Annotated in this window: 30 protein-coding genes and 1 tRNA gene; 18 read left to right on the forward strand and 13 right to left on the reverse strand. The window is 71.3% G+C overall.

The features are described 5' to 3' along the window. Positions 1 to 51 precede the first annotated feature (51 nt). Positions 52 to 873 (forward strand): hypothetical protein, encoded by an 822-nt coding sequence (locus tag N8K70_RS03225; RefSeq protein WP_317140176.1) that lies wholly within the window; start codon positions 52 to 54, stop codon positions 871 to 873. A 96-nt stretch (positions 874 to 969) separates the two neighbouring features. On the opposite strand, the gene N8K70_RS03230 is transcribed toward N8K70_RS03225, so the two are convergent. The 7 genes from N8K70_RS03230 to mvk all read right to left on the reverse strand — a co-directional run bounded on the left by N8K70_RS03230 (position 970) and on the right by mvk (position 8,192). Beyond that, positions 970 to 1,743, reverse strand: a complete 774-nt coding sequence (locus tag N8K70_RS03230) for an L-threonylcarbamoyladenylate synthase (protein WP_394357802.1) — start codon at positions 1,741 to 1,743, stop codon at positions 970 to 972. A gap of 98 nt (positions 1,744 to 1,841) precedes the next feature. Further along, the gene (locus N8K70_RS03235; RefSeq protein WP_317140177.1) at positions 1,842 to 2,996 is read right to left on the reverse strand and encodes a hydroxymethylglutaryl-CoA synthase; all 1,155 of its coding nucleotides are present in this window, start codon (positions 2,994 to 2,996) and stop codon (positions 1,842 to 1,844) included. Beyond that, complete coding sequence (locus tag N8K70_RS03240; protein WP_317140178.1) at positions 2,993 to 4,042, reverse strand: hydroxymethylglutaryl-CoA reductase; 1,050 nt, start codon at positions 4,040 to 4,042, stop codon at positions 2,993 to 2,995. Before N8K70_RS03240 ends, N8K70_RS03235 begins: the two co-directional genes overlap by 4 nt. Next, the gene (gene fni, locus N8K70_RS03245; RefSeq protein ID WP_317140179.1) at positions 4,039 to 5,172 is read right to left on the reverse strand and encodes a type 2 isopentenyl-diphosphate Delta-isomerase; all 1,134 of its coding nucleotides are present in this window, start codon (positions 5,170 to 5,172) and stop codon (positions 4,039 to 4,041) included. The genes N8K70_RS03240 and fni overlap by 4 nt, the downstream gene beginning before the upstream one ends. After that, positions 5,162 to 6,253: a phosphomevalonate kinase gene (locus N8K70_RS03250; protein ID WP_317140180.1), complete on the reverse strand. Its 1,092-nt coding sequence runs from the start codon at positions 6,251 to 6,253 to the stop codon at positions 5,162 to 5,164. The genes fni and N8K70_RS03250 overlap by 11 nt, the downstream gene beginning before the upstream one ends. Continuing rightward, on the reverse strand, positions 6,250 to 7,218 hold the full coding sequence (gene mvaD, locus N8K70_RS03255) for a diphosphomevalonate decarboxylase (protein WP_317140181.1): 969 nt from the start codon (positions 7,216 to 7,218) through the stop codon (positions 6,250 to 6,252). The genes N8K70_RS03250 and mvaD overlap by 4 nt, the downstream gene beginning before the upstream one ends. Further along, on the reverse strand, positions 7,215 to 8,192 hold the full coding sequence (mvk, locus tag N8K70_RS03260) for a mevalonate kinase (RefSeq protein ID WP_317140182.1): 978 nt from the start codon (positions 8,190 to 8,192) through the stop codon (positions 7,215 to 7,217). The genes mvaD and mvk overlap by 4 nt, the downstream gene beginning before the upstream one ends. Positions 8,193 to 8,296: 104 nt before the next feature. Between mvk and N8K70_RS03265 the strand changes: the two genes are divergently transcribed. From N8K70_RS03265 to rplA, 6 genes are all read left to right on the forward strand, one after another. Then, complete coding sequence (locus N8K70_RS03265) at positions 8,297 to 8,725, forward strand: SIP domain-containing protein (protein WP_317140183.1); 429 nt, start codon at positions 8,297 to 8,299, stop codon at positions 8,723 to 8,725. Between the two features lie 101 nt (positions 8,726 to 8,826). Then, positions 8,827 to 8,899 (forward strand) — tRNA-Trp (locus N8K70_RS03270). Between the two features lie 35 nt (positions 8,900 to 8,934). After that, positions 8,935 to 9,198, forward strand: a complete 264-nt coding sequence (secE, locus tag N8K70_RS03275; protein WP_317140184.1) for a preprotein translocase subunit SecE — start codon at positions 8,935 to 8,937, stop codon at positions 9,196 to 9,198. A gap of 16 nt (positions 9,199 to 9,214) precedes the next feature. Further along, a complete protein-coding gene (nusG, locus tag N8K70_RS03280) occupies positions 9,215 to 10,222 on the forward strand; it encodes a transcription termination/antitermination protein NusG (protein WP_317140185.1) in 1,008 nt (335 codons plus the stop codon). A gap of 93 nt (positions 10,223 to 10,315) precedes the next feature. After that, the gene (gene rplK, locus N8K70_RS03285) at positions 10,316 to 10,747 is read left to right on the forward strand and encodes a 50S ribosomal protein L11 (RefSeq protein WP_317140186.1); all 432 of its coding nucleotides are present in this window, start codon (positions 10,316 to 10,318) and stop codon (positions 10,745 to 10,747) included. 14 nt (positions 10,748 to 10,761) lie between these two features. Further along, positions 10,762 to 11,454, forward strand: coding sequence for a 50S ribosomal protein L1 (gene rplA, locus N8K70_RS03290; protein WP_317140187.1), 693 nt, complete (start codon positions 10,762 to 10,764; stop codon positions 11,452 to 11,454). A 69-nt stretch (positions 11,455 to 11,523) separates the two neighbouring features. Here the strand turns inward: rplA and N8K70_RS03295 are convergent, their stop codons facing one another. Continuing rightward, positions 11,524 to 12,552 carry an NADP-dependent oxidoreductase gene (locus N8K70_RS03295; protein ID WP_394357803.1) on the reverse strand — a complete coding sequence of 343 codons (1,029 nt, stop codon included), beginning with the start codon at positions 12,550 to 12,552 and terminating at the stop codon, positions 11,524 to 11,526. Between the two features lie 231 nt (positions 12,553 to 12,783). Here N8K70_RS03295 and N8K70_RS03300 point away from each other — a divergent pair, with 231 nt between their 5' ends. Genes N8K70_RS03300 through N8K70_RS03320 form a run of 5 tightly spaced genes read left to right on the forward strand, consistent with a single transcriptional unit; the run spans position 12,784 to position 15,809 of the window. After that, the gene (locus N8K70_RS03300; RefSeq protein WP_317140188.1) at positions 12,784 to 13,392 is read left to right on the forward strand and encodes a SipW-dependent-type signal peptide-containing protein; all 609 of its coding nucleotides are present in this window, start codon (positions 12,784 to 12,786) and stop codon (positions 13,390 to 13,392) included. A gap of 3 nt (positions 13,393 to 13,395) precedes the next feature. Beyond that, a complete protein-coding gene (locus N8K70_RS03305; protein ID WP_317140189.1) occupies positions 13,396 to 14,019 on the forward strand; it encodes a SipW-dependent-type signal peptide-containing protein in 624 nt (207 codons plus the stop codon). 10 nt (positions 14,020 to 14,029) lie between these two features. Further along, positions 14,030 to 14,626: a signal peptidase I gene (locus N8K70_RS03310; protein ID WP_317140190.1), complete on the forward strand. Its 597-nt coding sequence runs from the start codon at positions 14,030 to 14,032 to the stop codon at positions 14,624 to 14,626. Then, positions 14,623 to 15,276: a hypothetical protein gene (locus N8K70_RS03315; protein WP_317140191.1), complete on the forward strand. Its 654-nt coding sequence runs from the start codon at positions 14,623 to 14,625 to the stop codon at positions 15,274 to 15,276. The genes N8K70_RS03310 and N8K70_RS03315 overlap by 4 nt, the downstream gene beginning before the upstream one ends. After that, positions 15,273 to 15,809 (forward strand): hypothetical protein, encoded by a 537-nt coding sequence (locus tag N8K70_RS03320; RefSeq protein WP_317140192.1) that lies wholly within the window; start codon positions 15,273 to 15,275, stop codon positions 15,807 to 15,809. The genes N8K70_RS03315 and N8K70_RS03320 overlap by 4 nt, the downstream gene beginning before the upstream one ends. Before the next feature lie 7 nt (positions 15,810 to 15,816). Here N8K70_RS03320 and N8K70_RS03325 read toward each other — a convergent pair whose 3' ends face one another. The 3 genes from N8K70_RS03325 to N8K70_RS03335 all read right to left on the reverse strand — a co-directional run bounded on the left by N8K70_RS03325 (position 15,817) and on the right by N8K70_RS03335 (position 18,819). Then, positions 15,817 to 16,332 (reverse strand): MarR family winged helix-turn-helix transcriptional regulator, encoded by a 516-nt coding sequence (locus N8K70_RS03325; protein WP_317140193.1) that lies wholly within the window; start codon positions 16,330 to 16,332, stop codon positions 15,817 to 15,819. A gap of 22 nt (positions 16,333 to 16,354) precedes the next feature. After that, complete coding sequence (locus tag N8K70_RS03330) at positions 16,355 to 18,031, reverse strand: MDR family MFS transporter (protein WP_317140194.1); 1,677 nt, start codon at positions 18,029 to 18,031, stop codon at positions 16,355 to 16,357. 107 nt (positions 18,032 to 18,138) lie between these two features. Next, on the reverse strand, positions 18,139 to 18,819 hold the full coding sequence (locus N8K70_RS03335; protein ID WP_317140195.1) for a YqaJ viral recombinase family protein: 681 nt from the start codon (positions 18,817 to 18,819) through the stop codon (positions 18,139 to 18,141). Between the two features lie 292 nt (positions 18,820 to 19,111). On the opposite strand from N8K70_RS03335, the gene rplJ reads away from it, so the two are divergent. From rplJ to N8K70_RS03360, 5 genes are all read left to right on the forward strand, one after another. Further along, the gene (gene rplJ, locus N8K70_RS03340; protein WP_317140196.1) at positions 19,112 to 19,627 is read left to right on the forward strand and encodes a 50S ribosomal protein L10; all 516 of its coding nucleotides are present in this window, start codon (positions 19,112 to 19,114) and stop codon (positions 19,625 to 19,627) included. Positions 19,628 to 19,678: 51 nt separating this feature from the next. After that, entirely contained in the window at positions 19,679 to 20,068 is a 390-nt protein-coding gene (gene rplL, locus N8K70_RS03345; RefSeq protein ID WP_317140197.1) for a 50S ribosomal protein L7/L12, read from the forward strand. Positions 20,069 to 20,236: 168 nt separating this feature from the next. Continuing rightward, positions 20,237 to 21,571 (forward strand): ABC transporter substrate-binding protein, encoded by a 1,335-nt coding sequence (locus N8K70_RS03350; protein ID WP_317140198.1) that lies wholly within the window; start codon positions 20,237 to 20,239, stop codon positions 21,569 to 21,571. 6 nt (positions 21,572 to 21,577) lie between these two features. Further along, positions 21,578 to 22,711, forward strand: coding sequence for a carbohydrate ABC transporter permease (locus N8K70_RS03355; RefSeq protein WP_317140199.1), 1,134 nt, complete (start codon positions 21,578 to 21,580; stop codon positions 22,709 to 22,711). Next, positions 22,711 to 23,646, forward strand: a complete 936-nt coding sequence (locus tag N8K70_RS03360) for a carbohydrate ABC transporter permease (protein ID WP_317140200.1) — start codon at positions 22,711 to 22,713, stop codon at positions 23,644 to 23,646. Before N8K70_RS03355 ends, N8K70_RS03360 begins: the two co-directional genes overlap by 1 nt. Positions 23,647 to 23,701: 55 nt before the next feature. Here the strand turns inward: N8K70_RS03360 and N8K70_RS03365 are convergent, their stop codons facing one another. Further along, entirely contained in the window at positions 23,702 to 24,370 is a 669-nt protein-coding gene (locus tag N8K70_RS03365) for a DUF305 domain-containing protein (RefSeq protein ID WP_317140201.1), read from the reverse strand. A 7-nt stretch (positions 24,371 to 24,377) separates the two neighbouring features. Continuing rightward, the gene (locus N8K70_RS03370; protein WP_317140202.1) at positions 24,378 to 25,091 is read right to left on the reverse strand and encodes a DUF3105 domain-containing protein; all 714 of its coding nucleotides are present in this window, start codon (positions 25,089 to 25,091) and stop codon (positions 24,378 to 24,380) included. 299 nt (positions 25,092 to 25,390) lie between these two features. Between N8K70_RS03370 and N8K70_RS03375 the strand changes: the two genes are divergently transcribed. Beyond that, positions 25,391 to 26,689: a multidrug effflux MFS transporter gene (locus tag N8K70_RS03375; protein WP_394357823.1), complete on the forward strand. Its 1,299-nt coding sequence runs from the start codon at positions 25,391 to 25,393 to the stop codon at positions 26,687 to 26,689. Positions 26,690 to 26,859: the final 170 nt, after the last annotated feature.

The following is a 26,859-nucleotide window of genomic DNA, read 5'->3' on the forward strand; positions in this document are numbered from 1 at the left end:
CGGCGCTGTCCGTGCGGGCGCCGCCCTGAGCACGGCCTCGCCGCGTCCGACGTGCTCCCCGCCCTGCCCCTCCTGGAGTACGCGCTCGCCGTGACGGGAGGCTACGCCGCCGTGATGGCGCAGACGGGACGTTTCGCGACGCCGACCGAGCCGGGGCAGGCGCTCGTCGCGCCCCACGGCCGCATCGCCCTGCGCGTCGACCCCGAGCGCCTGCGGGCGGGCGTCGTCGACCGCGGACGCGGGGAGCGGATGCTGCAGTTCGTCGATCGTCGCGACGACGTCGTGCATCGCGTCCGGGCGCTCTCGCCGACCGACACGCTCGTGTTCGACGGCCTCGCGCGCCCGGAGGGAAAGCTGGGTGCGGAGGCGCCGCGGGACGCGCTCCCTCCCGTCCGCACGCCGTGGCACGAGGCGGATCAGCTCGCGCAGCTCGACGGGATCCTCGCGGACGGCGGGGTGATGCGGCGGCAGCGCCTGGTGGACCTCTACGAGGGCGAGGTGCGCTCGGTCGAGCTGGGCGTGCTGCCGATCGTGCTCGATCATCTCTGCGCGACGCAGCTGCCCGTGTCCGCCGCGGTGTTCTCCGGTGGCGTGGTCCAGCTCGCAGACGGGGTCGTGCAACTCGTCTCCTCGTCGGACGAGGGCCGCCTCGGCACCGTGCTGGGCCAGTGCACGATCGATGTCGATCTGGCTCTCGTGCACGAGAGCGTCCTCGTCCGCTCGCACGGTCCGCACGGGCAGACGTCCGCGATCGAGCTCTACGACGCCCACGGCAGGACGGTGGCGATGTTCACGCAGCTCGGGATCGTGGGCGCCGAGGCGCACGCCGCGTGGGAGGACCTCGCCGACTCCCTGCCGGTGGCGAGCTGGTGAGGACGCGAGCCTCGTTCATATCGCGATAAGTGCTCTTTCGCTCACCCGCGAAGCGCACTTATCGCGATATGAACGCGCGGTTCGTGCCCGGGCGCCTCAGTAGTACTCGCCGTGGCGGTAGTCCCAGCTCGGGAACGACCGGGCGAGGCGCGCGAGGATCCGGTCGACGTCGAGGCCGCCCCGGATGACCGTGGGCGCGGGGGAGACGGATCTCTCGCCGTGCTGCTCGGGGACGAGGCGGCCCTCGTCGTCGACGAACGACACCATGACGCCCTGCTCGTAGCGTGTCTCGAGCGAGGCCTCCGGTTGGATTCCGCGCACGTAGTCGTCCGCCTCGATCACGAGGTCGGCCGCGTCGTCGATCGCGTCGCCGATGCCCTCGACGAGGCCGCGGTTCCCGCGCCCCGAGGGGTTCGCGGAGCTCGCGAAGACGATCGTGCGGTCCTTCTCCCACAGGTCCCGCGCGATCAGCTCGCCCGGTGTGCCGAAGCGCACGACGAAGCAGCTCGTCCCGCGCCCGTCCGTGGCGAGCTCGGCGGCGTCGGCGGAGAGCAGGGACCTTCCGCGCTCCGACCACGGCAGGATGCATCCGAGCAGGATGTCGTCGTCCCAGTGACGCTCGTAGAACGCCTCGATCTCGTCGTTCAGCTCGGCCAGCTCGCGCAGCTCGTCGAGCGAGCCGCACAGGACGACGGCGGGCTTCGTGCGCGCCCTGTTCTTCGCCGCGAACTTCCGCTCGAGGCCCTCGCGGTCGGACGCCATCACGACGTAGCCGACCTTGGTGGGGCTCACGACCATCTCGCCGCCGCGACGCAGGACGTCCGTGGCCTCCTCCTGGACGCCGCCGTTCCAACGGATGTGCGTGCTCATCGTTCTCCTTCGTCTTCGGCTTGTCTGTGGGCGGAAAACGTCGCTTTCCCGTCCGGGTAAACGGCGTTTTCCGCCCACAGACGGATCGTGCGAGGCCGTCAGGCCGTGCGCTCGTACTGTCTCGCCCTGCCGCGGAGCCCGGCGAATCGGAAGGGGGCCTTCGTCACGCTCGGGGTCGTCAGATCGACGTCGCTCGGGTGCTGGACGGCGTGCAGCGCGCGGTACTCCGCCAGCCCCAGGGGCACTCGTGCCGCGAGGGCGTCCGGCACCGCGCCGGGGCGGAGCACCCGGTCGTATCCGGGCCGGACGACGCCCGTGAAGAGCTCGCCGACGGCGCCCGAGCCGTAGCTGAAGAGCCCGATGCGGCGGTCGGCGAGGTCGTCGTCGCCGTCGAGCAGGGCGGCGATCCCGGCGTAGAGCGAGGCCGCGTAGGTGTTCCCGAGCTCGCGGTTGTAGGCGAATGTCGCCTCCTGCAGCACGTCGTCGAGCGCGGCGCCCGTGTGCGTCGCGAGCCGGCGCAGCGCCTTGCGCGCCATCTTCGTGAAGGGCTGGTGGAACGCGAACCGGTCGATCTCGTCGATGCCCGCGCCGCCGTGCGCGGCGAAGTCGTCCCACGCCGAGGTGAGCGCCGACAGGTACGCGCTCATCGACAGCGCCCCGTCGACGACGGCGGTCGACGAGTCGTTCGGACGCCAGAAGTCGTCGACATGCGCCGAGCTGAGGCCGGAGACGGGCTCGATCTCGACGAGCCGCGGATCGGCCGCCACCAGCATCGCGACGGCGCCGGCGCCCTGCGTGGGCTCGCCGGGGGAGTCGAGCTCGTACCGCGCCACGTCGGAGGCGACGACGAGCACGCGCTCGGACGGGTTCCGCGAGACGATCCCGATCGCGGCCTGCAGCGCCGCCGTGCCGCCGTAGCAGGCCTGCTTGAGCTCGACCACGCGCATCTGCGGCGGCAGCCCCAGCAGGCCGTGCACGAAGAGCCCCGCCGACTTCGACTGGTCGACGCCCGACTCGGTCGCGAAGAGCAGGGTGCGGATGCCCGCGGCGCCGTGCCGCTCGACGATCGGCAGCGCGGCGGCCGCGCCCATCGTCACGACGTCCTCGTCGGGCGCCGGGAACGCGAAGCGGTCCTGCCCGAGCCCGACACGGTACTTCGCGGGGTCCACGCCCGCGGCGGCCGCGAGGTCGGCGAGGTCGACGACGTGATGCGCGGTCGCGAGCGCCATGTCGTCGATGCCGATCGTCGTCACGCGCCGCGCTCCTTCCGCTCGAGGGCGCGGTGGGCCGTCATGAGCTCGCCCGGGTTCGTCTGGGCGGCCAGCAGCGACAGCTCGCCGCAGAGCACTGCGGCGGCGATGAGCCCCGCGAGCCGGCGGGCGTTCGCCCCGGGATCGCGTTCCTCGCGGCATCCGAGCCGGTCGAGCGCCTCGTCGACGTGCGCGAGGTGCTTGCCGTTCCCCACCGTTCCGACGATGAGGTGCGGGATGCTGCACGAGAAGTACAGCCCCTCCTCGCGAGCCTCGGCGTAGGTGATGCCCTGGGAGCCCTCGACGATGTTGGCGGCGTCCTGCCCCGTGGCGAGGTAGAACGCCAGGAGCATGTTCGCGTAGTGCGCGTTCGCCGACCGGATGGCCCCGGCGATCGTGCTGCCGACGAGGTTCTTCCGCACGACGAGGTCGGCCATGCTCGCAGCGTCCGTGCGCAGCGTCTTCCGCACGACCTCGTGGGGGATGAGGATGTCGGCGACGACGCTGCGGCCGCGCCCGAGGATCCCGTTGACGGCCGTCGCCTTCTTGTCGGAGCAGAAGTTCCCCGAGATCGAGCCGTACTCCAGTCCGAGGCCCCAGGAGAGCACGAGCTCCATGATCGTGTCGGCGGCCTGCGTCACCATGTTGTGCCCGGACGCATCGCCGACGGCGAACGAGAAGCGCGTGAAGAGGAGGTTCCCCACGACCTCCTCGTGCATCCCCTCGAGTCGTGCGTAGCGGCTCTGGGCAGAGACGGCGGCCTGCAGCTCGGGAAGTCGCGACCGGATGGCGGACACCGCCGCGTGGGCGTGCGCCGCGTCGGCTGCGACGAAGAGCGTGGAGCGCGTCATGCTCTCGCCCGCCACGGTGATGCGGATGCCGTCCGGAACGCTGCGCGACACGCGTGCCCCGCGCCCGACGGACGGCCACAGCGGAGACTCGTACGTCGCGAGCGGAATCTCGATCTCGCCGTGCACGGCGTCGCCGCTCACCCGGACGGGCCCCACCCAGCGGGTCGGGATCGCCGTGACGGTCTCGGCATCGGTCATGTCGTCCTCCTGTCGTCCGGGCCGGCCGGCTGCCCGCCGGCCCTCGGGTGCTGATCCTCGGAACGGCGCGCGAGGGCACGGGCGTCGATGCCCCGCAGCTCGCAGAACTCGCGGACGCCGCCGTGCACGAGCACGTCCTTCGTGAGCAGCGCCTCCGGCGTCGGCGCGCCGAACAGCGCGTGCAGGTCCCGCAGCTGCGACGTCCAGGTGCGGACGACGGCGACGACCTCTGCGGCCCCTCCCGACACGGCCGGCGCGAGGAAGGCTCCCGCCACGCCCACGGCCCGCGCTCCGAGCGCGAGCGCCCTGACGGCGTCGAGCGGGGTGCGGACGCCACCGGATCCGAGCGGCGTGGGCCCGTCCTCGGGCGCGTCGAGCAGGCTCCTGACCGCGGACGAGCCGTGGCCGATGAGGAAGGCGTAGTCGGATGCGGACCGGCGTGCGTTCTCGATCCGCGCGAAGTCGGTGCCGCCGGATCCGCTGACGTCCGCCAGCCGCACGCCCATGTCGCGCAGCCGCTCGAGTGTCCGCCTGCTGAGGCCGAAGCCGACCTCCTTCACGATGACGGGGACCTCGGACGCCGCGACGATCGCCTCGAGCGACGCCGCCCACCCCGAGAAGGCGCGCGAGCCCTCCGGCATGATCGTCTCCTGCACGGCGTTGAGGTGTACCTGGAGCGCGTCGGCCTCGAGCAGGTCCACCGCGCGGCGGGCCTCGTCGGCGCTGCGCCCGACGCCGATGTTCGCGAACACGAGCCCCGCGGGGTTCTCCTCCCGGATGACCCGGAAGCCCGCTGCGGCGTCGGGGTCGTCGAGCGCGATGCCGATCGACCCCGATCCCATGGGCATCCCGGTCTCGCGCGCGGCGACGGCGAGCTCCCGGTTGACGGCGGTCGTCTTCGGCGTGCCGCCCGTCATGCCGTTGAGGTACAGCGGCGACCGCCAGGTCCAGTGCGCGACACGGGTGCGGAGATCGACCTCCGACGCGTCGATCCCGTCGAGCGCGTGGTGGACGAGCTCGACGTCGTCGAAGTCGTTCCGCGTCGCGGGCTCCCGCCGCTGCGCGGCGGCGAGACGCACGTGGTCGTCCTTGCGCGATGCGCTCGCGGCGGCCGTCCCGTCAGATGCCATCGGCCGCTCCCTCCGGAGGGTGCACCGACAGGCTCAGCCGGCGGATGTCGTGCGTCTCCCACGCGGCGAGCAGCCCGCCGACGGCGGACGACGCGTCGGCGAGGACGATGCCGCAGTCGCCGCCGCCCGCTCCCGACGGCTTCCCCGCGGCGCCGTGACGTTCGGCCACGTCGCACAGCGTGCGCAGCTCGGCGGTCTCGATCGAGATGCCCGTGGATGCGCCGAGACGCTGCAGAACGCGGCGCGCCCGGCGCACGACGTCGAGGGCGCGGGGTGCGTCGTCGTCGGCGAGCGCCTGCACGAGGTCGTCGACGCACGCCCGGCTGTCGTCGGCGAACGCGTCGTACGGACGGTCCGCGGCCGCCCGCGGGCGGCGCACTCCGTCGACGAGGCGCTCCGTGGACGCCGGCGACCCGGTCCATCCCACGAGCAGCCGGACGGAGCCCGGCGGGGGCAGGCGGGTCACCGAGCAGTGCTCCCACGCGTCGGACCGCAGGGTCTCGGCGGCGCCGTGCGCGTCGAGCACGGCGCCGAGCGCGGTGCGGTCCGGTGCGGTGTAGCGGATCCATCCGCCGAAGACGGACGCCGCGACGTCCCCTCCCGACGCGGTCGGCGCCACCTGGATCGTCGCCAGGAGCGCGAGCTTGAACCGCTCGGCGCGGGTGAGCGAGAGCCGGTAGAACTCGTCGAGAGCGGTGATGACGGCGACCGTCACGGCGGCCGACGAGCCGAGCCCGAACTTGCGCCCGCGGGCGTCGTCGAGCTCGCTCTCGATGTGCAGGTCGAAGTAGCGCGGCGCGAGGCCGAGGTCGTCGCGCAGCCGTTCGACGGCCGAGATGGCGGCCATCACGTAGTCGTACGGCTGGTGCTCGATGACGAGGCTCACGGCGTCGCGGTCGCGGGTCCACACGAGGGGGAGCCAGCCGTACTCCTTCGAGTGCACCCGCCCGACGTCCGCGCCCTCCTCGAGCCGCACCGTGACGTACCGGTCGACGGCGATGAGCACGGCGGGCCGCCCGGGGTCGACGACGGCGTACTCGCCCGCCACGAACAGCTTGCCCGGGGCGCGGCTCTCGATCATGCGTCCTCCTCCTGCGACACCAGCCGCGCGCCGGGGCCCGGCCCGACGACCTGCACGGCGCCGAGGCCGGCGAGGCGCGCCGCGACGTCGTCGGCGTCGTCCGGGCGCACGATCGCGACGACGTTGGGACCCGCGTCCGCCGTCGCGTAGGCCTCGAGCCCCTCGCGGCGCAGCGCCTCGACCTCGTCGAAGACCGCGGTGCCGCGCGCCGTGAGGTAGCGGATGGGCGGATCGGCCGACTGGATGACGGCGTGCATCCGCAGCGCGTTCGACTCCGCGATGCGCCCGACGCGGGTGAAGTCCCCCGCGCGGCACGCCGCCGTCATCGCCCGCAGGCTGCTCTCGGCCGAGACGGCCCAGGCCCCGTGGAAGGGCGAGGTGAGGGCGGTCCGCCGCATCGCCTCGCGGCTCGAGACCGGCTTCTGCGACCGGTCGACCGTGACGATCACCATCCGCATCGCGGGCCCGGCGATCGGCTCGGCGAAGGAGGTCTCATCGTCGCCCGCGTGCCAGACGGCGAGGCCCGGGACGATCGAGCGCGCGGCGGATCCGGATCCGCGCCGTGCGAGGCGGCTGAGGCCGGCGGAGTCGAGGGGGAGCCCGTACGCGGACGCGGCGGCGGTCGCGAGGGCGGCGAAGCCCGCGGCGGACGAGGCGAGCCCCGCGCCCGTCGGGGCCTCGTTGACCGAGCTCACCCGCGCGCTGACCGCCGATCCCGCGCGGAGCCGCACGTGATCGAGGAAGCGGCCGACGCGCGCCGTCTGCGCGGGCGCGGCCGGGTCGCCGTTCAGCTCGAAGGAGTCCTCGCGCGCCGCGGGGTCGAGGCGCACCGTGGTGGTGGTGGGGAACGCGTCGAGCGTGAGCGAGAGGCTTCCCGCGGCCGGCAGCACGAGCTCCTCGTCGCGCTTGCCCCAGTACTTGACGAGCGCGATGTTCGGATGGGCGCGGGCGGTGGCGGCGCTCACGCGGTCGCCGCCAGGGTCGTCGTCCACGTGCGGACGGCGCCGGCGGAGCGGAGCGCGCGCTCGAGCCCGGCCGTGTCCGGCGAGAGCGAGAGCGCGATGACGCATCCTCCCCGTCCGCCCCCTGTCAGCTTCGCGCCGGGCGATCCCGCCGCGTGCGCGGCCCGGGTGAGGGAGTCGAGACCGGGACTGCTGACGCCGAGGAGGGCGAGGATCTCGTGCGCCGCGCTCATCCTCGCGCCGAGCGCGTCGGGATCGGCCTCGGCGATCGCGATGGCCGCCTCGTCGGCGAGCTCCGCCATCCGCTCCACGGCCGTGTCGACCGTGCGCGGGTGGCTGTCGCGCAGGGCGCGCACCGAGGCGACGGCGTCGGCGGTCGATCCGGCCGTCCCCGTGTCGGCGATGACGAAGGCGAGGGGAGCCCCCACGTCGATCGGGTCGGCAGCTCCGCGCTGGAACCGGAACGGGGACGTCGCGACGACGGCGCGCGCGTCGATGCCGCTGGGCCTGCCGTGGGCGACCGTCTCGGCCCGCTGGATCAGCGCGTGGCGCTCCTCGTCCGAGAGGACGATGCGCGCTTGGGCCGCCACAGCGGAGGCCACGGCGGCGGCGACCGCGGCGCTGGACCCGAGGCCGCGCCCCCCAGGGATGTCGCTGCGCACCGTGAGCGTCGAGGCCCATCCGGCGGTCCCGCAGCGTTCGGCGGCCGCGTGCCACGCGGCGAGCACGGGAGCGAGGCTCGGCGGCGCGTCGGCGGCGGGGCCCGTGTACAGCGCGGAGCGGATCTTCGAGCCGGTGGACGGCACCAGGGCCGCCGTCGCCTCGAGCGAGCGGACCGGGACGGCGATCGCCGGGGCGCCGTAGACCACGGCGTGCTCGCCGAGCAGGATCGCCTTCGCGTGCGCTCTTCCTCCGGGCGGCCCGTCCGGTCCTCCGGCGGGCGCGGACAGGGGGAGGGCGGTCTCTGCTGGGTTCATCGAGGAGCTCCGCGGAGCGACGGGGACGCACCGATCGCGCGTCCGGCAGGAAGCCGTCCACTCCGCCTCTTGAGGTGAAGGTAAGCCTAACCTAATGTGAATGCATGAGCGCCGAACGTCATCCCGTGCGTCCCCATTTCCTCCTGGTCGGAGACAGCACCGACCTCCCCGCCATCCGGCGGATGCTCGAGCGGCTCCCCGTGGCCGCCTACGGACAGGTGTTCGTCGAGATCGCGTCGAGGGTCCAGATCCAGCGCTTCGAGGTGCCGGAGGGGGTCTCCCTGACCTGGCTCCTGCGCGACGGCGTCGGGGACGGCGCGGCGCGGCGGATGGCGCCGCGGGGCGAGTGCGTCGTGCGGGCGGTCCACGCGTGGTTCGACGAGTGGATGTTCGAGGGCGGCCAGCAGGCGCCGCGCGTGGTCTGGATCGGCTGCTCCGCGAGCCCGCGCGTGTCGCGGCTGCACCGCGAGCTCCGTGCGAGATTCCCGCTTCTCGGGGGTGACGATCGACACGCCCCGGTTCGCGGTGCGTGACCCCATGCCGTATGCTGGAGGGAGCAGTGGTCGTCTGCATCCTTTCGCCGTGCCTTGTGCGCGGAGGGGGCAGGGGGCGCTCTCGGGATCGGGAGATCTCTAGGGCGGTAGCTCAATTGGCAGAGCAGCGGTCTCCAAAACCGCAGGTTGCAGGTTCGATTCCTGTCCGCCCTGCGCGTCAGCGACAGCTGACTCACGAAAGGTATTCAATGGCCCACGACCCATCGGGCGGCGAGATCGTCGCGGCGAACGGCACGGCAGGCGAGAAGAAGCTCAACGTCTTCCAGCGGATCGCGCTCTTCATCCGCCAGGTGATCGCCGAGCTCCGCAAGGTCGTCACGCCCACCCGCAAGGAGCTCCTGAAGTTCACCGCGGTGGTGCTGGGGTTCGTGGTGGTCATGATGGCGCTCGTCTCGGGTCTGGACTACCTCTTCGTGTGGGTCACGACGGTGGTGTTCGGGGTCCCGAGCTGAATGGAAGAGAAACCACGTGTCTGAGAAGTATGGCGACGACGTCGACCTGGCGACGGCCGCCGAGCAGTCGAGCGAGGACGACGAGGCCCAGGAGGGCAACGTCCTCGCCGAGGAAGAGCGCGCCAGCGCGCCCGCGGAGCACTCGGCCCTCCACGTGGAGGGCGACGAGGACGGCGCCGTGGACGAGGACATCGACATCGACGACCCGGAGGCAGACGCGATCGTGAACGACGCCCTGAACATCGACGAGACCGCCGAGGTCGAGGCCGCAGCGGAGGTCCTCACCGACTCCGCGGCGGAGGAGGCCGAGGAGGCCGCCGCCGCCGCCGACGACGAGGTCGCCCCGTACGACGGCCCGGAGGCCGGCGCCGACGAGGAGCCCGAGGACATCGACGAGGACCCGTACGAGGCGTTCCGTCGTGAGCTCCGCTCGCTCGAGGGCAAGTGGTACGTCATCCACTCCTACGCGGGCTTCGAGCGCAAGGTGAAGGCCAACATCGAGCAGCGGAAGTCCACGCTCGAGGTCGAAGAGGACATCTACCAGGTCGAGGTCCCCATGGAGGACGTCGTCGAGATCAAGAACGGCCAGCGCAAGATGGTCACGCGCGTCCGGATCCCGGGCTACGTGCTCGTGCGCATGGAGCTCAACGAGGACACCTGGTCGGTCGTGCGCCACACCCCCGGCGTGACGGGCTTCGTGGGCAACGCCCACAATCCGACGCCGCTGCGCTTCGAGGAGGCCTTCACCATGCTGAAGCCCCTCGCCGAGATCAAGGAGGCGCAGGCCGCCGCTGCGAAGGGCCCCACGAAGAAGGGCCAGCAGTCGTCCACCCGCGTCATCCCCGCCGAGGTCGACTTCGAGATCGGCGAGACGATCACCATCAAGGAGGGCTCGTTCGCGGGCCTGCCCGGCTCGATCAGCGAGATCAAGCCCGAGAGCGGCAAGCTCACGGTGCTCGTGTCGCTCTTCGAGCGCGAGACCCCGGTCGAGCTGTCGTTCGACCAGGTCACCAAGATGATCTGATCCCCTCGGGGATCGAAAGACCACCGCTCTCGGACCAGCCGGGCCGCGGGAGAGCGGATGCATCCGGCATCCGCTCGACGAAAGGAAGAGGAAATGGCACCGAAGAAGAAGGTGACCGGCCTGATCAAGCTTCAGATCAACGCCGGCGCGGCCAACCCGGCACCGCCGATCGGCCCTGCCCTGGGCCAGCACGGCGTCAACATCATGGAGTTCTGCAAGGCGTACAACGCCGCGACCGAGTCGCAGCGCGGCAACGTCATCCCCGTGGAGATCACCGTCTACGAGGACCGCAGCTTCACGTTCGTCCTGAAGACCCCGCCGGCCGCCGAGCTCATCAAGAAGGCTGCGGGCGTCGGCAAGGGATCCGCGACGCCTCACACGGTCAAGGTCGCGAAGATCACCAAGGAGCAGGTCGCCGAGATCGCCAAGACGAAGCAGCCCGACCTCAACGCGAACGACCTCGAGGCCGCGTCGAAGATCATCGCCGGCACCGCCCGCTCCATGGGCATCACGGTCGAGGGCTGAGGGGAACGAAGAACATGGCTACCAAGTCCAAGGCCTACAACGCCGCCGTCTCGAAGATCGAGGCCGGCAGGTTCTACTCTCCCGCTGAGGCCGTCGCCCTGGCCAAGGAGACCGGCTCGAAGAAGTTCGACTCGACCGTCGAGGTCGCGCTGAAGCTCTCCGTCGACCCCCGCAAGGCCGACCAGATGGTGCGCGGCACCGTCATCCTCCCGCACGGCACGGGCAAGACGGCGCGCGTCATCGTCTTCGCGAACGGCCCCGCCGCCGAGGCCGCCATCGCGGCCGGCGCCGACGAGGTCGGCGGCGCCGAGCTCATCGAGCGGGTCGCCGCCGGCTGGACCGACTTCGACGCGGCCGTGGCCGTGCCGGAGCTCATGGGCCAGGTCGGCCGTCTCGGCAAGGTGCTCGGCCCCCGCGGCCTCATGCCGAACCCGAAGACCGGCACCGTGACCCCCAACCCGGCCAAGGCCGTGGAGGAGATCAAGGGCGGCAAGATCGAGTTCCGCGTCGACAAGCACGCCAACGTGCACTTCGTCGTCGGCAAGGCCTCGTTCTCGACCGAGCAGCTGAACGAGAACATCGGCGTCGCGCTCGAGGAGATCGTGCGTCTCAAGCCGTCGAGCTCGAAGGGCCGCTACGTTCAGAAGGGCGCCGTGTCGACCACGTTCGGCCCCGGCATCCCGCTGGACGTCAACGCGATCGCGTGACGCACGTCACCTGACGCAGAGAAGGGGCCTCGCCACGCGGCGGGGCCCCTTCTCCGCGTTACGGAGGGCTCACCCGTCCGAGACCTGGAGGACGAGCTTTCCCCGGGCGTGATGCTCCTCCAATGCGCCGTGCGCGGCGGCGGCGTTGTCGAGCGGGAAGACCCTGTCGACGTACACGGCGAGCTCGCCCGACTCCAGGAGCCGGGCGATCGTGGCGAGGGTCACGCCGTCGGGCGTGGCACGGAACGACGTCGCGCTCACACCGGCCTCGGCCGCCTCCTCCGAGTACCGTGTCCATCCCCCCGTCGGCACGGTGACGAGCAGGCCGCCGGGGCGCAGCACCGCGAGCGAGCGGGAGCCCGTGCGGTCGTGGGCGTTGCCGACGAGGTCGACGACGACGTCGACGGGCTGCACGACCTCCTCGAAGGGCGTGGTGGTGTGGTCGATGACGACGTCCGCGCCCAGCTCGCGCATCCACGACAGGTTGCGGGTGGAGCACGTCGTCGTGACGTGCGCGCCGAAGTGCGCCGCGAGCTGCACGGCGAAGTGCCCGACCCCTCCGGCTCCGGCATGGATGAGGATCCGCTGGCCGGCGTGGGTGCGCGCCGTGTCGACGACGAGCTGCCAGGCGGTCAGCGCCGCGAGCGGCACCGCCGCCGCCTCGACGTGGGAGAGCCGCGGGGGCTTCACGGCGATCGCGTGGGACGACGCGACGACGTAGTCCGCGTACGAGCCCCCCACGCGGGGGAACGCGGTCATCCCGAAGACGGGAGTGCCCGGCGGGGTCGGATGCGCCTCGTACGGCGCGCTCACCACGACGCCCGAGAAGTCGACGCCGAGCGGGGACGGATACGAGCCGATCTGCGCGGAGACGCCCTCGCCGTCGCGCGTCTGGGCGTCGACGGGATTGACCCCGGCGGCCACGACGCGCACGAGCACCTCGTCCATCACCGGCACCGGCACGGCCACGTCGGCGGTGCGCAGGGAGCCCGCCGGGCCGGGTCCGTCGACCACGACCGCGCGCATGCGCCGCGGCGCCGGGTCCACGTCTTCGGGCAGAGGAGCGCTGGCGGTGGAGCGCTGGGCGCGGAAGCGCATCGGCGGCCCCCTTTCGATTCGTCCGCGGGGACGCGGCATCGCGACCCCCGTGCAGGGAAGTCAACAGGCGCTTTGTCTCCGACGCGTTACGAGGGTGAGACCGGCGCGAGAAGTCGTTGCACGATCGTCACCGACGCGGGGCATGTTGCGCTTGCACTGCCCGGGCACGACGTGCAGGATGGCGAAATATCAGAATTCGGCACCCGCCGTTCGCAGAGAATGAGGATCGACATGGCATCGGACACAGGACGACGGAAGGCGCTCGCGATCCTCGCTGGAGGACTCGTCCTCGGGGTGGGCGCGGCCGTGACGCTCGCCGCGTGGAACGACTCCGAATTCGCCACCGGCACGTTCGCCGCGGGGGCGTTCAACCTGGAGGGGTCGACGACGAGTGCGACGGCCGGCTACGCGGACCACGAGGCCGCGCCGGGCGCCCCTCTCTCCTTCACCCTTCCGCTCGCGGAGAACCTCTCGCCCGAGGACGTCGTGTACGCGCCCTTCTGGGTCCGGCTCGACGAGACGACGACGACGCCCGCGACGCTCGTCGCCTCGACGGCGGAGGCGACCGACGCCGTGGGCGCGAACTCCGCCCAGCTCGCCTACGAGGTCTACGCGATCGACGCCGCCGCCACGTGCGACGCGACCGCCGCCACGGGCGCTCTCGTGGCCTCCGGCACGACGCTCGACGTGATCACGGTGGGCGCGGGGACCGACCTCGCCGCGGGCGACGGCGTCGCGGGGACGCCCGTTCAGCTGTGCTTCGAGGTGACCGCCGGCGCGGGGCTCGAAGAGGGCGGTGAGACGACGGCGACCTGGTCGTTCGTCGCGACGTCGGAGTAGCACGTGGCGCGCAAAGCGGCGCGGCGCGCGACACGACGCGCGCTGCGGTGGCGACGCGTGCGAGCGCTGCTGGCGGGCGGAGCGGTGCTGGGCGTCGGCGCCTCCGCGACGCTCGCCGCGTGGAACGACGTCGAGCACGGCTCGGCCACGTTCACCGCTGGGACGTTCGGCATCGTCGGCTCGACCGATGGGGAGGGCTTCGCGGAACACGCGACGGCGGACGCGCCGGCGATGCTGAACTTCCAGGTGGCGCCGACGGCCATGACGCCGGGGGCCACGACCTACGCGCTGTTCAGCGTGCGCACGACCGCGTCGTCGGTCGCGGGCACCGTCGAGCTGGCAGCCGACGCGGCCAACGGAGCCGGGCTCGGGCAGTACCTGACATACGGGGTGCGGACGGTCTCCTCGACGACGTGCGACGCGGCGGCCTTCGCGGGGTCGTCGTCGGACGTCGTGGCGTCGGGGAGCGTCCTCACGACCGGTGGCGCAGGAGCCCGGAGCCTGGACGCGGGCGGCGGGAGCACCGTGCACTACTGCTTCGCCGTGACGCTGCGCGCCGACGCGCCCAACGCCGCGCAGGGAGCGGCGGTCTCGCCCGCGTGGCAGTTCACGGCGACCGCGTCGTGAGGTCCCGACGATGACGCAGACGACCGCTCCGGAGGCGCCCCGGACCCGCCGGGACGCACGGGTGCCCGGCACGAGGACCGGACGCGGCCCAGCCGGGGTCGTCGGCGACGCCCTCCTGACGCTCGCGGCGATCGCGGGCGCGGCCTGCATCGTGCTCGTGCTGCTCGCGCATCTCCTGGACGTCTCCCTCATCCTGTTCCGGACCGGATCGATGGAGCCGACCATCCCGACCGGCTCCGTCGCCGTCGTGCAGCGTGTCGCCGCGGACGAGCTCTCCGTCGGCGACGTGGTGACGGTGGACCGCGAGGGGCTCCTGCCGATCACGCACCGGATCACCTCCGTCGAGGGCTCGGAGAGCGCGGACGAGCGCGTCATCACCATGCGCGGCGACGCGAACGAGCAGGACGACCCCCATCCGTACGCCGTGTCGTCCGCGCGCATCGTGCTCTTCTCCGTCCCGGCCCTCGCTCCCGTGATCGCGTCGCTGGGCGATCCGCTCGTCCTCGGCGGGCTGACGGTGGGCGCGACGGTCCTCGTGATGTGGGCGTTCTGGCCGCGCGGGTCCGTGAGAGGCGCCCGGCGAGGCCGGACAGGGCGGCGAGGATGAGACGGGGGAGGGGCCTCGCGTCGGGCGTCGTCCTCGCCGCCGCCGCTGCTGCGCTGGGGGCGGCTCCGGCGGCCGCGGACGAGGGCTCCACGACCGAGACGGTGGAGAGCGAGCACATCCGGATCGTGTCGACCGCCGACTGGGACGCGATGGGCGGACTCGCGTCGGGCGGATGGGAGGTGTGGGACCTCGTCATCTCCGCCGACGCGCCCGAGCCGGGGTACCTCGACATCGGCGTCAGCGGCTCGGGGGAGCTGCCCCTCGTCGTCGACGTGTCGAGCTGCGAGGTCGCCTGGAGCGGCGACGACTGCGCGCGCGGTCGGCGCGACCTGCACGCCGGGTGGTCGGTGCCGCTCGACGGAGGGACGACGTGGATCGACCGCACGGCGCACGACCACACCACGTATCTGCGCCTGCGCGTGACGGTCGATGAGTCGGCGGCCTCCTCGGCGCAGGCGGAGGTGCGGGTGCACGTCCGCGGCGAGGGCGACGAGGAGGTCAGCGTCCCCGGCGAGGAGGAGCAGGACGTCCTCATCGGCACCGGCGCGTCGTTCGACCCCTGGCCGTTCGCGGCGGCGTTGATCGCCGGGGCGGGCGTGGCGGGCATCGCGCGGCTGCTGCGCCGCGGGCGCGAGAGGACGAGCGGATGACCGCCCGGCGCCGGCGCCTGCTTCGCGTCTCCGCGGCGTCGGCGGTGCTCCTCGCCGCTGCCGGGCTGTCGACGGCGGCGGAGCACGGGGACGCGGCCTTCACCGATGCCGAGCACGCGCGGGTCGAGCTGGCCGCAGCGCGGCTGCAGCCTCCGCAGGTCCAGGCGATCAGCACGTGCGCCAACCCGATCTCGGCCCTCCTCGGCGTCCCTGTCCTCGTGTTCACGTGGCGCTGGCCGGCCAGCGGTGCGCCCTATGACGCCGTCGACGCATCCGACGTGGCGTGGCAGGTGAACGGCTCCGCGGCCACCGGGGTCGTCACGACCGGGCCCAATGCCGCGGGACTGTACACCTCGACGTTCGACCGCGGCCTGCTCGCCGACGTGCTCGGCGTGGTCGTCAGCAACTACACGGTCTCGCTGAGCACATCCGTCGACTACGGCGGCGCGACCTGGGTCTCTCCGGGGACGACCACGGTCTCGTCGTCGAGCCTTCTCGTCCTCCAGTCGTGCTCGTACGCGAACGGGTCGTGAGGCGGGGTCAGCGCCTCTCGGGCGCCGTCCCGTTCGTGAGCGCGTGGAGCAGATCGGCGAGGTCGAGGACGCGGTCCAGGTCCCAGTCGACCAGCGTGTCGTAGAGCAGGCTGTCGTTCCCGGAGCGGGCCTCGTCGAGGCGCGCGACTCCGTGCGGCGTCGCCTCGAGGAGGCTCGCCCGCCGGTCGCCGGGGTCGGGGGTGCGCGTGACGAGGCCGAGGTCCTCCAGCTCCTTCACCGTGCGGCTCATCTGGCCCTTGTCGAGCATCATCCGCTCCGCGATGTCGGAGGCCTTGACGGGGCCGTTCCGGACGATCGAGGTGAAGATCTTGTAGGCGCCCGGGTTCATGCCGGGCGAGACGCGATCCGCGTTCCGGTGGATCATCCGCCGCACGCGCATCATGAGCTCGCCGAACTCCGACTCCACCGCCTTGATGGCCTCGGCCCGCTCCGGCGGGACGGAGCCCGGGCGCCGCGCCTTCCCGGAAGGCGCGGCGCCCGGGGGACTCGTGTCGTTCGTCACGGGACCATTCTCCCGGATCGCGTCAGCGTGAAGGCCCCGACGACGTCGGCCCGTCGTCGGCGACGTGCACCGGGACGGAGCCCGTCTCGGCCGTGGCGACGGCCAGCTCGCCCTCGAGATGCTGTGCGCGCATCCGCTCGACGTTGTTCTGGCTCGTGAGGGGCTTGTTCGGCAGGAACACGATCGCGACGAGGCTGAGCACCGCCAGCGGCACGCCGATGAGGAAGGCGTGCGAGATCGCCTGCGCCGAGACGTCCTCGATGATGACGGCGATGGCCGCAGGCATGTCGCGCGTGACCGGGAGCGCGCCCGACTGCAGCTCCGCGAGGATCCTCTGCCCCTCGTCGCCGAGCGTGGCGACGGCCGCCATGACGTCCTGGGCGCGATCCGCGAGCTGCTGAGACATGCTCGAGGCGAGCACCGAGCCCATGACCGCGACGCCGGTGGTTCCGCCGACCGTCCGGAAGAAGTTCACGCCCGAGCTCGCGACGCCGATCTCCTGCGGCCTCGTGGTGTTCTGCACGACGAGGACGAGGTTCTGCATCGTCATGCCGGTGCCGGCGCCGAGCAGCAGCATGTACGTGCCGACGAGCCACAGCGAGGTGTCGAAGCGCAGCGTCGACAGCATCGTGGTGCCGGCGACCATGAGGACGGCGCCGACGACCAGATAGCTCTTCCACCGGCCGAATCGCGTGATGAGCTGCCCCGCCGCGGTCGACGCGACGAACATGCCCACCGCCATGGGGATCGTGAGGAGACCGGCCTGCGTGGGGCCGTACCCGCGCGAGATCTGCATGTACTGGCCGAGGTAGACCGCCGTGCCGAACATCGCGACGCCGATCGAGATGGACGCGAGGACCGACAGGGTGAACGTGCGGTTCGCGAAGAGCGTGAGCGGGATGAGCGGCTCGGACGCCCGCAGCTCGACGAGGACGAACGCCACGGCCGAGATGATCGCGCCGCCCACCATGGAGAGCGTCTCCCAGCTGATCCAGCCGTAGTCGGACACGTTGGAGATCCAGACGAGCAGCAGGCCGGCGGCGACGCTGAGCAGGACGATGCCGGCGTAGTCGATGCGCACCTTCGCCGCGCGCACGTGATCGATCCTGAGGGTGCGCAGCAGGACGACGAAGGCGATGATGCCGAGGGGCACGCCGACGTAGAAGTTCCAGCGCCATCCGATCGTGTCGGTCATGATGCCGCCGAGCAGCGGGCCGCCGACGGTGGCGACAGCCATGACGCCCGAGAACAGGCCCATGTACTTGCCGCGCTCGCGCGGGCTGATGATGTCGGCCATGAGCACCTGGCTGAGCGCCGCGAGACCGCCGCCGCCGAGTCCCTGGAACGCGCGGAACGTGATGAGCATCTCGGCGCTCGTCGACATGCCGGCCCCGGCGCTCGCGAGCACGAAGACGGCGAGGGCGATGAGCATGAGCGTCTTGCGGTTGACGAGGTCGGCGAGCTTGCCCCAGATCGGGGTCGAGATGGCCGTGGTCAGCAGCGTGATGGTGACGACCCACGTGTAGGACGTCTGGGTGCCGCCGAGCTCGGGGACGATGATCGGCAGCGACGTTCCGACGACGGTCGTCGACACCATGGAGCAGAACATCGCCAGGAGGAGGCCGGAGAGGGCCTCGAGCACCTGGCGTCGGGACATCCGTGCGGCTGTCGCCTGGGTGTCGGTGGATTGCGCGCTCATTCGCACCTTTCGGGAATCGGTTCTCGGGCGCACGGCGACGACGGCGTGCGGAAGTTGAGGAAAGTCAACGATATCTGAAACGTTGACCTAGCGCAACCAATTCCCGGTCAGTCGCTCAGCGCGAGAGCGCGGTATGCGGAGCGCTGCAGGGCGCGCTCGCGCGGGGTGACGGCGGGCGTCTCCGCGTCGCGTCGTGGCGGCTCGTTGCCCGTCGTGCGCCGGTAGAGCTCGTCGATGAGCGCGGTCGCGAGCGTCACGAGGTGAGCGATCTCGGCGTCGTCGCGCTCGATCCACACGCACTTCGGCTCGTCGTGCAGCGGCTGGAAGTCGCGGTGCTCCTCCCAGGCGAAGAGGGTGCGCTCGGCGCCGAGCACGTGCTGCTGCCACCAGACCTGGCGCAGGTACGAGCGGGGGATGGAGCGCCAGGTCTTGTTCGTCGTCTTGATCTCGGCGAGCAGGATCCGTCCGTCCGCGTCGACCGATATCCCGTCGGGGGTGGCGAGATGGCGTCTCTCGACGGCGGCGTGGAAGAGCGCGCTCGACGGCCGGATGCCGTGGGTCGCCGCGACCCACGTGGCGATCTCCGGCTCGCGGCGCCGGCCGTGGTCGGTGTAGGCGTTGCCGCCGAACGACGACCCGCGCAGCTTCTGCTCGGCCGCGCGCGGGATGACCCGCTCGCTCGTGATCGTCGCGATGTCCGTCGCCGTGATGCCCTGCGACCTCGCCCTCAGCCACGCCACCCGGTCGCGGGAGTCCGCGACGATCCGGGCGGAGAGTTCGGGGGTCACCTGTCGACCCTACGCCCGCCATCCGCGGCCTCCCCGTCGGGACGCGCCCGATTTGGGGGACTGGGGCCGGATGGGGTAGCCTGAGCGGAGCCGAAGACCGCCGGTCATCGTCGTGTGCGCAAGCGGATGACGATCGAAGCTCTGCGAAGCAGGGGCCCGCGCAGGTGTCACGAACGATTCTCCGGAATTCCTGCTCCGTGCGCCTGCGCCGGAGCTTTTTTCTTTGTCGGGGTCCAGCGGCGCGGCCGGCGCCCCACCTCCGTGGAGCGCCTCGTACAACCAAGGAGTGGCCATGGCGCAGAAGGATGCATCGGTCGCCGAGCTCACGAAGCAGTTCGAGAGCTCGACCGCCGTCCTGCTCACCGAGTACCGCGGCCTGACCGTTGCCGAGCTCAAGGAGCTCCGCAACACCATCCGTCAGGACGCGCAATACGCCGTGGTGAAGAACACGCTGACCAAGATCGCCGCGAACAACGCGGGGATCACGGAGCTGGACGACGAGCTCAAGGGCCCGTCGGCCGTCGCCTTCGTGCACGGCGACCCCGTCGCCGTCGCCAAGGGTCTGCGCGCCTTCGCCAAGGCGCACCCTCTTCTCGTGGTGAAGGGCGGGTACTTCGACGGTGCCGCCCTCAGCCCTGAGGAGGTCGGCAAGCTCGCCGACCTCGAGAGCCGCGAAGTCCTCCTCGCCAAGGTGGCAGGACTCCTCAAGGCCTCGACGTCCAAGGCTGCCTCCCTCTTCCAGGCGCCGCTGTCGAAGACCGTCCGCACGGTCGAGGCGCTGCGCGAGAAGCAGGAGACCGCAGCCTGATCGGGCCGCGGACAAGCAACCCCACCAACCCCGAAAAGTAGGAGATACATCATGGCGAAGCTCAGCACCGACGAGCTGCTCGACGCGTTCAAGGAGCTCACCCTCATCGAGCTCAGCGAGTTCGTGAAGGCCTTCGAGGAGACCTTCGACGTCACCGCCGCCGCCCCGGTCGCCGTTGCGGCAGCCGGCGCGCCCGCCGGTGGCGCCCCCGCCGAGGAGGCCGAGGAGAAGGACTCGTTCGACGTCGTCCTCGAGGCCGCCGGCGACAAGAAGATCCAGGTCATCAAGGTCGTCCGCGAGCTCACCTCGCTCGGCCTCGGCGAGGCCAAGGCCGTCGTCGACGGCGCTCCCAAGGCCGTCCTCGAGGGCGCGCCCAAGGACGCCGCCGAGAAGGCCAAGGAGGCCCTCGAGGGCGCCGGCGCCACGGTGACGCTCAAGTAGGACTTCCTCGCGAAGCTCTTCACGAAGACCCCGGGATCCGTCCCGGGGTCTTCGTGCGTCCGCGGGCGTTACGGCTCCGTGACCATCAAATGATTGTGGAAGCGCTCCTACGGCTCATAGCTTGGGGATATCGGTTCCACAGCGATGTGCTCGAGATGGGAGCAGACGATGAAGACTGCAGGACGTAAACGGATCCTCCTCGCGACGAGCGGGCTCGGCGTCGCCGGCCTCGCCCTGGCCGGATGCACGGGCGGGCCGGGTGTCTCAGGCGGCGACGGCGACGGGGGCGGCGACGGGAGCACGGTGGTGACCGTCTACGGCACGATCATCGACGCCGAGCAGGAGCTCCTCGAGGAGTCGTGGGCCGACTGGGAGGAGGAGAACGGGATCGACATCCAGTACGAGGGGTCGCAGGAGTTCGAGACGCAGATCGCGGTGCGCGCGCAGGGCGGCAACGCCCCCGACCTCGCGATCTTCCCGCAGCCGGGCCTGCTCGCGGACATCGCCAGTCGCGGCTACCTCGTGCCGGCGCCGGACGGCGTCGCCTCGAACGTCGCCGACTACTGGTCGGAGGACTGGGCGGCGTACGGGACCGTCGACGACACGCTCTACGGCGCGCCCCTCATGGCCAGCGTCAAGGGCTGGGTCTGGTACTCGCCCGCGCAGTTCGCCGACAACGGATGGGAGATCCCGACCGACTGGCAGGGGGTGCTCGACCTGACCCAGCAGATCCGCGACGAGACCGGCGAGCCGCCGTGGTGCGTCGGCTTCGGCTCCGATGCGGCGACGGGATGGCCCGGCACGGACTGGATCGAGGACCTCATCCTGCGCCAGTCGGGCACGGAGGTCTACGACCAGTGGGTCGCGAACGAGGTCCCGTTCACGGACCCGCAGATCGCCTCGGCCTTCGACGAGGTGGGCAAGGTCATCCTGGACCCCGACTACGTGAACGCGGGCTTCGGCGACGTCGGCTCGATCGTCTCGACGCCCTTCGGCGACGTGGCGAACGCGATGGCGTCGGGCGACTGCGCGCTGACGCATCAGGCGTCGTTCCTCGACGGCTTCCTCGTCGAGGCGGGCGCCGAGGTGGGCGAGGACGGCGACGTGTGGGCGTTCATCCTCCCGCCGTACGAGGCGAGCGACGCCACGGGATCGACCGTCGTCGGCGGCGGCGAGATCGTGGGCGCCTTCAGCGACGACGACGCGGTCGTGCAGGTGCAGGAGTACCTCTCCAGCCCCGAGTGGGCGAACTCGCGCGTCTCCCTGGGCGGCGTCATCAGCGCGAACTCGGGTCTCGACCCCGAGAACGCGCAGAGCCCCATCCTCCAGTCGGCCATCGAGATCCTGCAGGACCCGGACACGACGTTCCGCTTCGACGCGAGCGACCTCATGCCGTCCGCCGTCGGCGCCGGGACGTTCTTCCAGGGAATGCGCGACTGGGTGAACGGGGCCTCCACCGAGCAGGTGCTCGATCAGATCGAGTCGGGCTGGCCGTCGGAGTAGACCGACATGGCCTCGTTCCTCGCATGGCTGAGCGTGCTCTCGCCGTGGCTGCAGATCCCTCTCATCATCGGGGTCTTCGCCGCGGCGGTGGGCATCCTGCTCTTCTTCATCGAGATCGCGCCGCGCGCGGGCCGGGTGTACACGATCATCCGGCTCGCGGCGTGCGTGCTCTTCCCGCTGGGCGTCATGTGGGCGCTGCAGTCCTGGTGGTGGGCGATCCTCGCCGCCGGCGTCCTGGGACTGCTGTTCTTCTGGCTCGACTACCGGGCCAAGGCGGGAGCCGGGTACCTGTTCCAGCTGGTCGGCTTCCTCGCCCCGGCTCTCATCCTGCTGCTCGTCGGACTCGTGTTCCCGGTCATCCAGACGGTGGGCCAGTCGATGCTGAACTCGAGCGGCACGCGATTCGTCGGGCTCGACAACTTCCTGTGGATCTTCACGCGGCCGCAGGGGATCCGGACCATCCTCAACACGATCGTGTGGGTGCTCATCGCGCCCGTCGTGTCGACGGTCGTGGGGCTCGTCTACGCGTACTTCATCGACAAGTCTCGCGGTGAGAAGGTCTACAAGATCCTCGTGTTCATGCCGATGGCGATCTCGTTCGTCGGCGCGTCGATCATCTGGCGGTTCATGTACACCGCGCGTCCTGCCGGCGCCGAGCAGATCGGCTTCGTCAACCAGGTGATCGTGTGGCTCGGCGGCTCGCCCGTGCCCTTCCTGCAGGTCGAGCCCTGGAACACGCTCTTCCTCATCATCGTGTTCGTCTGGATCTACACGGGCTTCGCCATGGTGGTGCTCTCCGCGGCGATCAAGGGCGTGCCGACCGAGCAGCTGGAGGCCGCGGAGCTCGACGGGGCGAACGCGTACGAGCGGTTCATGAACGTCGTCGTGCCGGGCATCCGCCCGTCGATCGTCGTGGTGCTGACGACGATCGCGATCGCGTCGATGAAGATCTTCGACATCGTCCGCACGATGACGGCGGGCGCGAACAACACCTCCGTCATCGCGAACGAGATGTACCAGCAGTTCCGGAGCTTCGAGGCGGGCAGGTCCGCGGCGTACGCCGTGATCCTCTTCGTCCTCGTGCTGCCCCTGGTCATCTACAACGCCCGGCAGATCAAGGCCCAGAGGGAGGTGCGCTGATGACCGCGACAGAGCTCGTGACGACGGCGGAGAAGCCGTCCGGACGACGTGCGCTGAACGACACGAAGCGCCGCCTCACCTCGCCGCGGGCGACGATCGCGGCACTCGTCATCGCCGTGCTGTGGACGATCCCCACCTTCGGCGTGCTGGTGTCGTCGTTCCGGCCGCGGAACGAGATCCAGACGACCGGCTGGTGGACCGTCTTCCAGAACTGGGGGTGGACCGGCGACAACTACGTCGAGGCCCTGAACTCGGGCGCCGGCGGCCTCACGATGCTCGGGGCGTTCGTCAACTCGTTCGCGATCACGCTCCCGGGATCGATCCTGCCCCTCATCCTCGCCACGCTCGCGGCCTACGGCTTCGCCTGGATGGACTTCCGCGGGAAGAACCTGCTGTTCGTCCTCGTCTTCGCACTGCAGATCGTGCCGATCCAGATGGCGTTCATCCCGCTCCTGCAGCTGTTCTCGCAGGGCACGGTCTTCGGGTTCCCCGTCATCGAGGCGTTCGGGTCGGCGGGGTACGCCCAGGTGTGGGTGGCGCACACGATCTTCGGCCTGCCGCTGGCGATCTTCCTGCTGCACAACTTCATCGCGCAGATCCCCGGGGAGGTCATCGAGGCGGCACGCGTGGACGGCGCGGGGCACGGGCAGATCTTCTTCCGCATCGTGCTGCCGCTGTCGATGCCGGCGATCGCGTCGTTCGCGATCTTCCAGTTCCTGTGGGTCTGGAACGACCTGCTCGTCGCGCTGATCTTCGCGGACGGAAACGTCGCGCCGATCACGAAGCTGCTCGCGCAGATGACGGGATCGCGCGGCGAGGACTGGCACCTCCTCACGGCGGGCGCGTTCATCGCGATCATCGTGCCGCTGCTGGTGTTCCTGTTCCTGCAGCGCTACTTCGTGCGGGGTCTGCTCGCAGGCTCGGCGAAGGGCTGACCGAGAGGGCGGAGGGGGTCCGCTGCGAGGCGGGCGCCCTCCGGCGTTCACGACGTCAGCCCGAGCAGCCGAGACGCTCCTGGACGTCCTGCATCGCGTCGATCTCGGCCGTCTGGTTCTCGCCCATCTGCCGGGCGGTGTCGATCACGCGCTCGACGCTCCCGAGCTCGACCACGGCCTCCGTCATCTCGATCGCGCCGGCGTGGTGGCGGATCATGAGCTCCACGAACAGGCAGTCCTGCTCGGCGCCCGAGAGCGACTGCAGGCGTGCGAGCTCCTCGTCCGTCGCCATGCCCATGGCCGCCTCGAGCTCCTCCGTCGTCGCCGCGTCGTCGGCGTGGCCGTGGTCGGCGCCCGACATCCACGACATGAGCGGATCGCCCGACTGGGGCAGGCCCCATCCGACGAGCCATCCGAACATCTCGCCGCGCTGCCCCGACTGCGCCGTCGCGATGTCGTAGGAGAGCACGCGCAGCTCCTCGTCGGACGTCGCGCGGTACTCGATCATGGCCATCTCCACCGCCTGCGCGTGGTGCACCTGCATGTCGCGCGCGAAGCCCGCGTCCGCCGCGTTCGGCCCGGTGCCTGCGTCCGTGGCGTCCGCGAGCGTGCCGAAGGCCGTGAAGCGCCCGCCCGCGAAGGCGAGGGCCGCGACGAGGACGACGCCGACCGCCACGAGCGGCCACGGCGTGCGCGCCCGCCCGGCCGCCTCGGTGTCGGACACGGGGATGTCAGCCGGCCTTGCCGGGACCGTCGAGCGCACCGGTGCACGCGGCGTTCGGCTCGGGGGCGTTCTCGCTGCGCCAGTACTCCTCGAAGAACTCGGGGATGCGCTCGTCGTCGGCCGAGTCGACCTTCAGCTGGGCGTTCCACGCGCTGACCGCGACGGTCGAGCCCAGGTCGGGGTACGGGGAGAGGATGGCGTAGCTCGACGGGAGGTAGCCCTCGAGCGTCGCGATGTCGTCGTCGCTCACGCGCTCGGGATCGTAGGTCATCCACACCGCTCCGTGCTCCAGGGAGTGGACGGCGTTCTCGTTCGTCTGCGGCTCGGTGTAGACGCCGCAGTTGAGCCAGTACGCGTTGTGCGGGCCTCCCGCCGGCGGCGTCTGCTCGTAGTCGACGACCCCCTCGACGTGCGTCGTCTCGTTCGTGAAGGTCTCGACGCCGTCGATCTCCGCCCCCGATCCGCCGGCCGTGTAGCTCGCCGACGTCGACGCCGGCGCGAACACGTAGGAGGCGACGACGGCTCCTACGACGGCGATGGCCGCGACCGTGCCCACGGTCCACCACACGATCTTGCCGCGGCGGCGCTTCTGAAGCTGGCGCTGGTACTCCGCGAGCTTCTCCTGCCGCTTGGCATCGCGTTGCTGCTTCACGGACTGGCTGATCTCGGCCTGCTTGGCGGGGTTGCCGCTGGACCGCTGGGGGCGCTTCTGCGTCGACACGTTCTCGATCCTATGCGCCTGAATGCGCGCCGTGCTGGGAAATCGGGGAGCGGATGCTGGCGTTCCACCCTATGAGCATCCGGGGAGCGGCCTTAGGATTGTCTGAGTCCCCTTCGTGCGGATCGACCGCCGATGTCCGGGACTTCTTTCATGCCCCGCACGACTCGCTCGCGAAAGCACCGACGCTCACGATGACCCCAGACGACACCCGACACGATCGCGAAGAGGACGGCGATGCCGCAGGCGACGCGCGCCGCGACCGCCTTCCGCGCCCCGGCATCATCCCGACCGCCACCGGGATGATCCCGGTGCCCACCGGCACCATCCCGCTGCCCGACTCCGCCCGTGCCGCCGCGGGAGAGGTCCCCGCGACCCACAGGGGCGATGCGCTGTCGAGCCGTCGCCGCATCGTGTACGTGCTCCTGCTGGGGGCGCTCACGGCGCTCGGCCCGTTCACGATCGATCTGTATCTGCCGGCGTTCCCCGTGCTCGAACGCGACTTCGACACGACGAGCGCGGCCATCCAGCTCACGCTGACGGGCACGATGATCGGGTTCGCCCTCGGGCAGCTCGTCGTCGGCCCGCTGAGTGACAAGGTCGGCCGGCGCGTGCCGCTTCTCGCCGTGACCGCCCTGCACGTCGTGGCGAGCCTCGCCGCGGCATTCGCACCGACGCTCGGGCTGCTGGGCGCCGCACGCGTGTTCATGGGGATCGGCGCGGCCGCGGGCGGTGTCGTCGCGATGGCGATGGTGCGCGATCTCTTCGGCGGACGCCGGCTCGTCGTGATGCTGTCGCGACTCGCGCTGGTGACGGGCGTCGCCCCCGTCGCCGCCCCGCTCATCGGATCGGCGCTGCTGGCGGTCATCCCCTGGCAGGGACTGTTCGTCGTCCTCGCGGCGTACGGCGCCGTCATGCTGCTGTGCGCGCTCTTCGCGCTGCCGGAGACACGCCCCGTCGCCGATCGCCGGGCGCATGCGACGGTCTCCGTGTGGCACCGGTACCGCGTCGTCCTCACCGACCGCGTGTTCCTCGGGGTGCTCGTCATCGGCGCGATGACATTCTCGGGCCTCTTCTCGTACCTCTCGGCCTCCTCCTTCCTCTTCCAGCAGTCGTACGGATTCTCCGAGCTCCAGTACGGCGTGCTGTTCGCGGCGAACTCCGTGGGGCTCGTCGTCGGCAACCAGATCGCGGCCCGGCTCGCTGCGCGGTTCGGCCCGCAGTGGGTGCTCGCGTTCTCGACGGGCGCGCTGCTGCTGTCGTCCGCCGCCATCGTCGTGTGCGATCAGCTCGGGCTGGGGGTGTGGGGTGTCGTGGTGCCGCTCTTCCTCTTCATGACGACGTGCGGCTTCACCTTCCCCTGCGCCCAGGTGCTCGCTCTCGACCGCCATCCCGAGGCCGCGGGCACCGCCGCATCCATCCTCGGCGCGACGAACAACGGCGTCGCGGGCGTCGTCTCGCCGCTCGTCGGCGTCATCTCCGCCGCTTCCGGCATCACGGGGACCACGATGGCGGTCGTCATGATCGGATGCTCGGCGATCGCCGTGATCGCGCTCTGGGCCATCGTGCGGCCGAGGACCCTGGGCCTGCTGCAGGGCTGAGGGACTGCGGCCGGCGGGGACGGGCGCTCCGGGCCCGGGCGCGTGCACAACGCAGGACACTCCTCGCCGCGTCTGCCGGTCGGTCCCGGAGTCCCGAGGCGCGCGGCCGCTCGGGCGGCCGTTCTTCCTGCGTCGTGTCCGGCGGACGGTCGGCGCATCGACGACAATGG

The organism is Microbacterium sp. AB, from assembly GCF_032878875.1.
GTDB classification, from domain to species: Bacteria; Actinomycetota; Actinomycetes; order Actinomycetales; family Microbacteriaceae; genus Microbacterium; species Microbacterium betulae.